10 protein-coding genes and 1 tRNA gene are annotated in these 9,814 nt (G+C 50.0%); all 11 read right to left on the reverse strand.

The features are described 5' to 3' along the window. Positions 1-260: 260 nt before the first annotated feature. The 11 genes from JRG72_10585 to JRG72_10635 all read right to left on the reverse strand — a co-directional run bounded on the left by JRG72_10585 (position 261) and on the right by JRG72_10635 (position 9,809). Positions 261-1,346, reverse strand: coding sequence for a hypothetical protein (locus JRG72_10585; protein ID MBW2135651.1), 1,086 nt, complete (start codon positions 1,344-1,346; stop codon positions 261-263). After that, complete coding sequence (locus JRG72_10590; protein MBW2135652.1) at positions 1,333-1,854, reverse strand: hypothetical protein; 522 nt, start codon at positions 1,852-1,854, stop codon at positions 1,333-1,335. Before JRG72_10590 ends, JRG72_10585 begins: the two co-directional genes overlap by 14 nt. 2 nt (positions 1,855-1,856) lie before the next feature. After that, positions 1,857-2,822: a CRISPR-associated RAMP protein gene (locus JRG72_10595; protein ID MBW2135653.1), complete on the reverse strand. Its 966-nt coding sequence runs from the start codon at positions 2,820-2,822 to the stop codon at positions 1,857-1,859. Continuing rightward, positions 2,815-3,621, reverse strand: coding sequence for a CRISPR-associated RAMP protein (locus JRG72_10600; protein MBW2135654.1), 807 nt, complete (start codon positions 3,619-3,621; stop codon positions 2,815-2,817). The genes JRG72_10595 and JRG72_10600 overlap by 8 nt, the downstream gene beginning before the upstream one ends. A gap of 11 nt (positions 3,622-3,632) precedes the next feature. Next, on the reverse strand, positions 3,633-4,109 hold the full coding sequence (locus JRG72_10605; protein MBW2135655.1) for a hypothetical protein: 477 nt from the start codon (positions 4,107-4,109) through the stop codon (positions 3,633-3,635). Then, positions 4,096-4,527 (reverse strand): hypothetical protein, encoded by a 432-nt coding sequence (locus tag JRG72_10610; GenBank protein ID MBW2135656.1) that lies wholly within the window; start codon positions 4,525-4,527, stop codon positions 4,096-4,098. The genes JRG72_10605 and JRG72_10610 overlap by 14 nt, the downstream gene beginning before the upstream one ends. Next, entirely contained in the window at positions 4,527-5,687 is a 1,161-nt protein-coding gene (locus JRG72_10615; GenBank protein MBW2135657.1) for a hypothetical protein, read from the reverse strand. The genes JRG72_10610 and JRG72_10615 overlap by 1 nt, the downstream gene beginning before the upstream one ends. Then, positions 5,684-6,412, reverse strand: a complete 729-nt coding sequence (locus JRG72_10620; GenBank protein ID MBW2135658.1) for a hypothetical protein — start codon at positions 6,410-6,412, stop codon at positions 5,684-5,686. The genes JRG72_10615 and JRG72_10620 overlap by 4 nt, the downstream gene beginning before the upstream one ends. A gap of 2 nt (positions 6,413-6,414) precedes the next feature. After that, positions 6,415-7,965, reverse strand: a complete 1,551-nt coding sequence (locus JRG72_10625; GenBank protein MBW2135659.1) for a hypothetical protein — start codon at positions 7,963-7,965, stop codon at positions 6,415-6,417. 90 nt (positions 7,966-8,055) lie between these two features. Next, a complete protein-coding gene (locus JRG72_10630) occupies positions 8,056-9,186 on the reverse strand; it encodes a putative CRISPR-associated protein (protein MBW2135660.1) in 1,131 nt (376 codons plus the stop codon). A gap of 525 nt (positions 9,187-9,711) precedes the next feature. Continuing rightward, positions 9,712-9,809, reverse strand: a tRNA-Sec gene (locus JRG72_10635). Between the last annotated feature and the right edge of the window lie 5 nt (positions 9,810-9,814).

Below are 9,814 nucleotides of genomic sequence, written 5' to 3' on the forward strand. Positions count from 1 at the left end.
AACTGTGACCAATACGAAAAGGTTCTGGGTTTCGGACCTGCCCAGGAATGGGAGCAACGATATGGTCAAAAACATGTCTCGGTACTAGTTGTAGCATTTGCCCCAAGATTGTGTTAAGATGTGCTGTAGTCTCCATAACTCCTTTTGGTTATTCGGTTTTTCGCTAAAACATTATAACATAATTGGCAGTTATGGGGACTATTTTCTTAACTATTATTGACACTTTTTAAGTATCGTCTACCGGACAGCAGTGGAACGTTCTAAATATTTTTAAGTTGTTTCCTTTGATTTGCCTCGGTTTGAAACCAGTGATGGTCAGGATAGTGAAAAACCCGCGGATCGTTTTCGTCCCAGACCAGCATCTTGCGCAGATGTTGCATGGTCAGAGAATTATCTTGAACGATATTCTTGGTTAAGCGGCTGATTACGGTTTGCAGGGCCTCTCCTTCATAGTCGGTCTCACCGGTCGCCTGGAGGGAAGCAAACCTGGTGTGAGGTTCGCTGTGATAGACGAGTCTGTTAATAGTGATATGACAGCTTCCCATCCCCAAGGGCTTGCCATAGCCGATTTTGTGCCGCAGCGGGCCCCTTAGGGTAAGCCGGTTCGGCCCATCTCCAATGTTAACTACCACATTATCTTCCAGGGCCAAGACATATATTAGCAGTGTTAATTCCTCTTCGGTAAGGTTGGAGAAGTTTATCGTGAAGTCGAAATGTTGACCGGGGGCTAAGGCGTACAAACGTTGGATATGCGGGTGCATGGATTGCCGGATACTTTGGGGGATTTCGGGAACCGAGTGCCGGCGGTGCGGTTGGTGGAAATACAGCTTCCGACACAAACCGTCAAAATTGCCAGTAGTTGGAGTCAGATAGAAAGGGGTATGCTTAGTACTAGGGGTGGTAAGTAGAATTTCTACTTGCTGGATTGCGGGATTTGCTTCTCGAATAAGCGCGTCTCCAATACTGATTTTGCCTTTATGAACTCTAGCCCTCGGTCCGCGTTCCAACATTCCGAACATCCGGCAGGTAATACATAATTGTTGAACACTATTACAACCTTCCCGAGGATTGGTCACCCAACAACCACCGCCGGCAATTTCGGCCAGGGAGCGGAGAGCGCCTTTCAAAGAACTACCAGGAATGACGGCTCTCCCGGCGCGGGTTAGGAATCGGGTATTATCTTTGCGATTTTTCCCCACAAAAAGCAGGGTCAGATTTTCCAACGTACAATAAATAATCCCGCTCCGGCCAGTAAACTTTTCATCGGTCACCGGCGAGCTTCGAGTTATATTCTGTCTTATGGGCACCATCCGATACGGGTTCCAGAATGCTTCACCCTGAGGCATGACGTTCTCCTTGACATTCCTTAAGACTGTGGTAGCGGCTGAACTGGGGCAGTCCATGAGAATCCAGCCAGTTTTCCACGACTAATTCCACCCGCCCCCGAGAAATTTTTTCCCCGGAAACGGGATAAACAAACCGCTGGGGGACCTGCTGTTCAATCCATTCATCTTGCCGGTCAGTCCGAACCCCCCACAGGATCAGTTCGCCCTGTTCAGGTTGCAAATCTTTCAATAAGGCCGAGTGGTCAGCAAGTCCAAGGGAGGGAATCGTTTCTCCCAGATATATCACCCGGAATTTATCGTCTAGGCGGCGCCATTTTAATTCTCCCGCCGGCGAAAAGATTCTCCCTTGATCGGAGCTGCGGAGGAAGGTTGCATCGTATCGGAACCAACTGAACCGGGCCTGAGCCGGGGAAAAGGCCATCAATATGCTATCTTTGGGCCAGGTAGTTTCCTCCACGACTTTCAGAAATTCTTCTGGATCCAGATCTCGAGCATAAAGACCGCTCATAATTATCTCCTTCTGGTGTAGTTTTCCAGCCCCCGGGGCCACTCCACCTGGGAAACATAAGCTACCAGGTCATCAACCGCGGGGGCTACCGCGTCTTTCCAGGTATCAGTAAGATCATATTCCCGCCGTAACCCATTTATTTGAGGTTCCGGTAATGCAGGGGCATGATTTGATGATTCCTGGAAATATCCGTACGATTCACATTCTGCTTCCGAACAGAGACCGGCCAAACCGGTTAAAACCGGCCTTGGTTGGTTATAATATGTAACCTGAAACCGAGTAATATCCGCTTTGCTCTTTCCCAGACCGCGGCTTTTGCCCGACCCGAGACGCACCAGCCCCTGTTCCAGATCCCGCAGCACCAGAGCAATGAGGCCCAATTGCCAGCGCTCAAAGTTTCTGATCTCCACGGTGGTCTTAAATTCGCCTCTGGTCAAAACTTCCAGGTCATACTTGGCCCCCCCGGCCGTTCCCCCGGTCAGCCGGTCGATGGCCACGCCATCGCGAATTTCTAAAGTTGAATCACCAATAAGATAAGCATCCGAGGCCGCAAACCGGCCCACAAAGCTGTGAGAGCCAAACAACCGACAGACCGGGCAGGACAACCGGTACACATCCTGAGGGTGGATGGTCTGAATTTTGCGATCTTTTTTATATTTTTCAAAGCGCAATCCACAGGAAGCTTGATCCTCTTCGCCCGCCTGTTCTTGGCCCGGTTTTAAGTAAGGGAGGCACACCGGAACCGGATGATCCCGCAGGCTGCGGCAGATCTTTTCCGCATAAGACCGGATCACCCCTTTTAACGAACTTCCCGGAATATAAGGTTGGTCCTGCCCGCCGGATCGCGAGGTTCGAACAAAAGCCAGGTTGACTCCGCTTATGGTAGCCTGTCCGGATTTGATCAAAAGAGGGTCAAGCGGGATAATCCTTAGCTCAATGGAGGCGTGGTTAACGATTTTCTTAAGCATGCGGTCCTCCTGACTGGTTTAGAATTCTCTGTAAACAATCGGTGAGAAGGTTATCGACTTCGGTCATTTGTCGGTGTAAAAGATAGTTTCTAAGCTGCTCCGTATTCGTGTAGTCAACTTCGGTAATCCTTCGGTTTTGCAGCCGCACTTTCCCCAGGCCGCGGGAGGTGAATCCTCCCAGGCGAAATCCGTTTTCCCATTCCGCCAAGGCAGCGCCTACCAGAGCCAGTTCCCGATCTTCAGGATTTTCCAACTCAATGGAAATATCAAATGCCGCTCCGGCGGGTACTACTTCGAAATCATACTTAGCGCCATGCCGGGCGGTTTCCGAATCCCGGTCTATACAGACCCCATCGCGCACCTGTAAGGTTCCATCCCAGGAGAGTAATTGGCCATCACTGAAAAAGATCCGCGAGGCCTGCAGAGGCGAGCCAAAAAGCTGGCAAACAGTGCAGGTATGTTTTTGCAGCCAGTCAAGCTTATCCGGCTCCGATTTGATTATTTTGTAGTTCTCGATCACCTGTTTACGATAGCTCTCCACACTGACACAATCTGTCCCGGATAATTGGGAATCCAGCAGGCAGGCGGTTAGACCCAGATAGCCCGCCAGCCTTTCGGCCATGGTCCGAAAATTGCCTTTCAGGGTCGAGCCGGGGAGAATGGGATGGCGATTACGATCTATCAAGACCCCCATATCGGTGGCCAGTTCTCCTTCCCGACCGGAGCCGATATGAAAGGCGGTCTCAAAGGCCAAAGTTCCCTCAATTTTTACCTTGCGCTGGAAAAATTTGTTACTCATATGGCCTCTCCTTACCTGCTCTTATAAAAATAATGGCAGTTGAAATGTTCAAAGTAGACGGGCAGGGCCCGTTCCATCACCTTTATAGTAAGATTCCGGTTAGCTTTGCGGATTTTCTTTTGTTCCGCCTTTTCTGAAACCCTGGCTTCGTTATCAAGCAGATTATTATTAGTCAGTTCTTGGCGAACCAGAGAAACCAGAGAAAAAGGCGGAGGTTGACCACCAGAAACATCAATAAGGGTCCGAACAAATTCCCAGAATTGTTTGTTCGTCTGATTGGTGTTCTTTTCCTTTTGGTATTCGGTCAGCTTATTCAGACCTTCCAGACCTTTCGCCTGGATCATGGCCGGGATGGAATAAAGCTGGGTTTTGGCGGCTGGCTCATTGCGTTCAAGGAAAAAATCTACTGCCTGACATGCCTGTTGGCGTAAGGTCTCATCCAAAAACAGGAGAAAATCTTCTGAGTCGAGATAATCATCTATCGTCATCGTCATCATCCTTATCTTTTCGAGCCCAGAGGTAGTGAGCCACTACTTGTTTGGCCCACCCTCGGGCTAATCGCAGCTTAATATCCAGGGTCTTACCCGGATCGCCCTTACCCAGTTGGTGAGCTTGTTGCTCTAAGGCCTCTAATTGACTTAGTAACCTATCCGCCACTTTACGCCATTGTTCTTTTTTAGCTCTTTCTTTACCTGCTTGACTTTTGATGAAATTGAAGATTTCTGAAAATCGCCTAGTCGAGTTTACAAGGGTTTGCAGACCGTTGATTTGGCTTTTTTTCAGGCCCACTTTAGCCAATTCTTTGCCTGCTTCTATTGATTGGGAATAACAGTTCTCCAAAAAGATATCGACTTGCTTCAAAGTCGAAGAATCTAAAGTAGGAGTTAATATAGTCTGATCATTCATTAGATCACCTCCTGGACCTGTAGATGTATCGGTTCGCAGATTGAGACCCGGCCCAAGCCTTCTGCTTTACGCGGACCGAGACCATTGATCTCTAGCTGCTGTAAAAAGCTTATTAATCCATCCAGGTCTTCTCCCTGGTATCTGAACAAGAAAATACTGCCGGCGGCCAGCGCCCGATCATCCGGTTTGGGCAGCCCCCAACTGGTCTGCCAGCCCCGAATAATCTGCTCTTTGGCGACCTTTAAAACCGGCGTAATACCGGTAAAGGATAAAGTTATTTCTGACGTAGGGCGAAGAAATTGATCTAAAAGGATAGTCGGGGATTCCAGTTTCAGACTGAAATACCTCCCCGCGGGGAGTTCTTGACCTATTGCCTGCCTGAAGCGGTCCTGGAAGGCCTTATCCCACTCCCTCAGGTTAAAAACCTGAGACTGAGCTTCTACCAGGGAGATCTCAAATTCCCCAAATCCCCGGGTCCGGTCGGCTCCCGCAAATACAACACCGTTACCAAGCAGCGAGCGCAATATTTCATGTTGACGCTGGTTTAAAAACAGACCTCCGGAAAGATATTGCGGGACATATTCTTCGTTTTCAGGATTTTTACGGAAATTTCCGATGGCCTGGGTAGTGAAGAAAATCGAAGGCGCGACAGTTCCAGTGGCTCGGTCGATGCCCGTATGGCGTTGATAAAGCATGGTAGAGTCATATATGTGAGGATTGGCAAGGTCGGCATTCCAGAAGCCGGAAAACGGTTTCATATCCTCATTACAATAGGGACACTGATATAACTGGGTAACCCCCCTTTTACCAAGGATTCGATTACCGGCGGTTAATGCCAGGGTGTCCCGAACTCCGTGTTTACCCTGAGCTTGGAATCCTGGATGCCGCTTACAGGAGATAGTTGTTAAGGGTAGAACTCGGGGAATGATCGCAGGGTCATCGGTAGGAAGGAGATTAGGGAAGCGGACCGGCTGGTCAAGAAACAGGGCGCGAAACCCTGAAGCTTCTGGGCTACCCCCCTGGCGGAGGAACTTAGCCGCCAAGGCCCCCCTCAGACTGCTGCCAGGGAGATAATTCAAACTCGAGGGCGCATACGATTGCCGGTCTTGCTGAATGATTATCGGCGCCTTCAGCTCTGCCGTAATCCGATAGAAGTTCACGGGTTTTCCCCTCCTTTCTGTTCCTCCCCGGCGGAAAAGGAATATTTAATCAGCTCCGGGTCCAGGATTTCAAAGACGCTTTCCAACTCTATCGGCTGTTCATTGTACCGGAACGGAGAAGCAATACTGATTTCTACCTTGCCACAGCCGGTGCTCTTGTCTCCTCCCAAGCGCTCGACGTTGAGAATACCCGCCACCAGTAAGCAATAAGCATAAGGCAGATCCCCCTGGGAAAAGGACTTCAGATAACGATGAGAGCCGTCAATGGTAGTCTGGAACTCCAAAGGCCAGGCATATTCACTGGTAAACAGGTGTTTTTCTTTAACGGTTCCCAATCGGCGATAGCGGCGGGTGCGACTTTGGGGATAGGCATGATGAAAAACCGGTGCTTCCGTTAACTGAGCATTCCGAAAGAACAGGCCCCCTTCTTCAAAGTGGTTGCCAAAAATCGCATCCACCGGGGATGGGGCCTGGCTCAGAGGGGTAAACTTGCCCGGCTGGCTAAGATCGGTTAGATGTGGATCTGACGGCTCCGGGAACTCCAAACTGCGGCTGAGCTTCTCGCAATTCTCTCGGACCACGCCCTTCAAGGTACTCCCGGGGATATAAGGCCAGTTCCGAGCGTCACGGCGGATCAGGCGATCCACGTGCAGCCCTCCTTCACCAGAACCGGAATGCCATTTGGAGAGAAATTTGATGGTTAGCTCTAGCCTGATAGTATGCATGTCTATTCCCCCTTTCCAAAACCTTGGGGTGAAGCAATGAACTCAGTCAATTCGATTAAGTCTCCTAATACCGTAGTACACTCGGTATCCGTTTCTTTCCAGGGAATGTTTTCCTGGGCGCAACCGAAGTAATCCAGAGCCTCATATATGGCCCGCTTATGCTCATCCTGGCGGGTCCGCACATAAAATTTTAAAAATTCCAGGGTGCCGTTCAGCTTCCCCAGAGCGGGAATCTGACCCAATCTTTTCAAACGCGTACGGGGAATGCCGATCTGATTCAGGGACCGGGCATAGTCCAGGAGTTTCCGGGCATCTTCCAATGAATACGGTTTCTGGTAAAGTCGTAAGAGTTTGGCCGCCTGAAGTTGTAAGTGCTGTTGTCGGCAGTTTTCCACCTTTACTTGGTTGAAATAAGAGCTAAAATGATAGTCAATATAAGTAGGAGAAAAATAACCTTGCGCCCTATCATCTTCAGAGCCGGCCCTTTTCGCGGATTTCAGTAATTCCTCCGCCTGGTTGAACATAATCCGAAACGGGGTATGACTTCTGCCATAAGCAATCCCTAAAGAGACAGTTAAACCTTGATTTTGTAACAATTCCTTAAAAAACCGGTCTTGCGAGAATTCGTGTTGGGTTTTTTCATTAAACTTTTGGGCTACATCAAGAGCGAAGGGCAGGGCCGTATCGGCGCTCAGATAGACCAACAAATCATCTCCGCCCAATAATAGAATATCTGCCGGGATTTTACCCTGTCTCTCCGGGCAATGGGCAGCCAGCGCTTCATGGCAGGCCTGACGAATAGCTCGATCTACCGTAGCAGAGAAAACCCTATAATGATTCGGATCATTAATCTCCTTGATCAGTTTGCCCATCGCATTGCCATCAGCATACACCAAGGCGGTATATCCCTCCCGGGCCTGGCATCTTTTCCCGATCTCCTCGAAGTTCTGGGGACGGTAATTAAGGGCCTGAGCTTCATTTATTCCTTGACCTTGGAGATAACCCGCGAATTCTTTCCATAAGCCCCGCTTTTTGCCATATTCTTCCTTCCTGGCGCATGTTTCACATAGAACCCGTGTTTCATCCCCATATGCGCAAAATTTTGCGGCCATCCCGGAACAACTATCACATTCCCGGATATAACCGGTGTGGTAAATGGGAACGGAATCGAAGGGATATCCTTCCTTTTCTTTTCTCAGCTTTAAAAAAGCAGTGTCCAAGGCCAGTTTATAGCTGTTGTCGGAAAGGTCAGCAATTCCAGAAACGAAGCGTAAGCCTCCTTTAGACTCCTTAAAAATTTTTCCCTTCAATCCCCTTAAGGTATGGTGCAGCTCATTCTCTCCCTTGGCATCGATAATAAATTGTCCGGCCCCCCCACCGGCAAATACGCATTTTACCTCAGTTAGGCCCAGGTGTTGTTCCAAATAGCTCTTGACCTCATCTCGATTCAGATGATCTAAAAGCGCACTGGCACCCCTGATTTCCACCAATCGATCGGTGCCAAATACATATTCTTTGATGCCTGGTATATCCATGACCACAAGATAGCGCATATCTGACCTCCCGCCGGTAAAAACTTTTACCGGTTTGGTATTATGGTTCTAGAAGCTCCTGGAAACAATCTAGCCAAGGGTTTTCATAGACTACCCCCATTTTTTAGTTTGCAATTGTTCCCGCAGATCCGCCAGGGCCGCATCGCGTTGGGCGCTGGTGGCGGCGGTGGTGACTACATCAAATTTGGTTAAGGCTTTGCCATCACTATAGCCCCCTTCGATCTGGGAGACCTCGCCCGTAGCGGACTTGCGGAAGTAGTTCTTGCCGGGCAGACCTGGGTTGTAGTAATGGGTATAGAGACGATTTACATAAGGTACCTTCCGGATACGCCCGAGGTAATAAGAGAGTCCCGAATGTTTCTTGGAATTCTGATCTTCATATTTGATAGCTTTTTCTTCCGGTGCAATTCCAGAAGCAGGGGGCAAAATTCTTTGCCGCTGGATTTTAAACCGATGCCGGAAGGTTTCATGAAAGAGCTGGCCGACGGGAGAAAGGCCGATAACTGTCTGGCCATTGATGTCAATTGCGTCCACCAACGTCGCAAACCGGTGGTCCCTTTGAGAGGGATTCTCCCGGGCCTCATTATCCGCCAGATCGTAAAACTGGTCGACGTTCTCCAGCCAAAATGACAGGTCCAGAGAAATCGGCTGGGGCGGGAGTTCGATAACCTCGCTGAACCTTTCGAACAAATAACAGACCGGAATCTCCAGAGCCTGACCGATCATACCGGCAAACGCGATTTGGGCCTTGTAACCGCCAGTGGCGTTGATCACCATCGTTTCCGACCCTTCTTCATTAACCACCTGTGCAATGGCCCGCACCAGATTTCGCAGTCCTTCCGTCCGGAACCGCTTGGGAGTGGCGTCTGCCAAACCTTCCAGAGGATAAAACTCTACTTTTTGGAACTGATAGGGATTATTGTGGTTTTCATAGTATTGGGTTAAAACCTGTCCTAAGAATTTCCCATCCTCAGTATCGGAGACCAGGTAAACCAGCCTTCTTTTGTTATTTAAATGACCTTGCTTAATAATACTGGTAATGGAATTAATCTCCGCCCCACAGAGCCGATCCTCGGGGGATTGGTTCAATAGTTCCAGGGACAGCCCCTTGACATTTTTCTGTTCTAGCGCGGAACGTATACCCGCCTCCTCTGATTTTTCCAGATTAGTCTTGAGGCTGGTGCCGACGGTGCAGACCAGGACATCACGCCAATGAGACATTATTACCCTCCTTATGCCTGGTTTTATTGCTAATGGGGGGGATTGACAATCCGGAACTGGTCGAGACCGAAGCTGGCGGCCTTGCCGAACCGCAGCAGAGACTGAAAGGACGGCGGGACGTCGGCAAAACTCAGGTGGCCGACGAGTCCGCCTAAAAGCATCCGTTCCCGCTGGCGTTGGGAATAGCGGGGCCTTTCCTGCCAGTGGCACTGGCAAGTCCGGATCCGGACCGTTCGGCGCTGCGGATGCAGCCCTTGAAATCAAACTCTTCCGGATCCAGTTGACAATGGAAGTAAGCCAAAGAAGACTGACGGCGCAGGAGGGGCGGATCAGATGATGGAATTCCGGGTCTTTGACAAACTTGCCGGCGGCTTTAAGGCGCATCAGGGTTAACAGCTGAAGCTCCACCTCGACCGGAAATGAGGGCCGCCGCTCACAGGCCTGGCGGGTCTCTTGCCCGGTCTGGCCCTCGGGGGCCGTAACTACGCCCTCTACGGCCCGGCTGATTTAATTTATTGGATAAATTGGCGGAAGTGCATGGGAATCGAACCCACCCGCCGCCTTCCTCAGACGGCACACCGGATTTGAAGTCCGGGGGCCCCACCAGCGAGCCTTGCACTTCCTGGTC

Source organism: Deltaproteobacteria bacterium, from assembly GCA_019309545.1.
GTDB lineage: Bacteria > Desulfobacterota > Desulfobaccia > Desulfobaccales > Desulfobaccaceae > Desulfobacca_B.

Coding starts and splice junctions, on each gene's coding strand:
- JRG72_10585 (MBW2135651.1), bottom strand. CDS start 1,346: ATGCCTCAGGGTGAAGCATTCTGGAACCCGTATCGGATGGTGCCCATA.
- JRG72_10590 (MBW2135652.1), bottom strand. CDS start 1,854: ATGAGCGGTCTTTATGCTCGAGATCTGGATCCAGAAGAATTTCTGAAA.
- JRG72_10595 (MBW2135653.1), bottom strand. CDS start 2,822: ATGCTTAAGAAAATCGTTAACCACGCCTCCATTGAGCTAAGGATTATC.
- JRG72_10600 (MBW2135654.1), bottom strand. CDS start 3,621: ATGAGTAACAAATTTTTCCAGCGCAAGGTAAAAATTGAGGGAACTTTG.
- JRG72_10605 (MBW2135655.1), bottom strand. CDS start 4,109: ATGACGATAGATGATTATCTCGACTCAGAAGATTTTCTCCTGTTTTTG.
- JRG72_10610 (MBW2135656.1), bottom strand. CDS start 4,527: ATGAATGATCAGACTATATTAACTCCTACTTTAGATTCTTCGACTTTG.
- JRG72_10620 (MBW2135658.1), bottom strand. CDS start 6,412: ATGCATACTATCAGGCTAGAGCTAACCATCAAATTTCTCTCCAAATGG.
- JRG72_10625 (MBW2135659.1), bottom strand. CDS start 7,965: ATGCGCTATCTTGTGGTCATGGATATACCAGGCATCAAAGAATATGTA.
- JRG72_10630 (MBW2135660.1), bottom strand. CDS start 9,186: ATGTCTCATTGGCGTGATGTCCTGGTCTGCACCGTCGGCACCAGCCTC.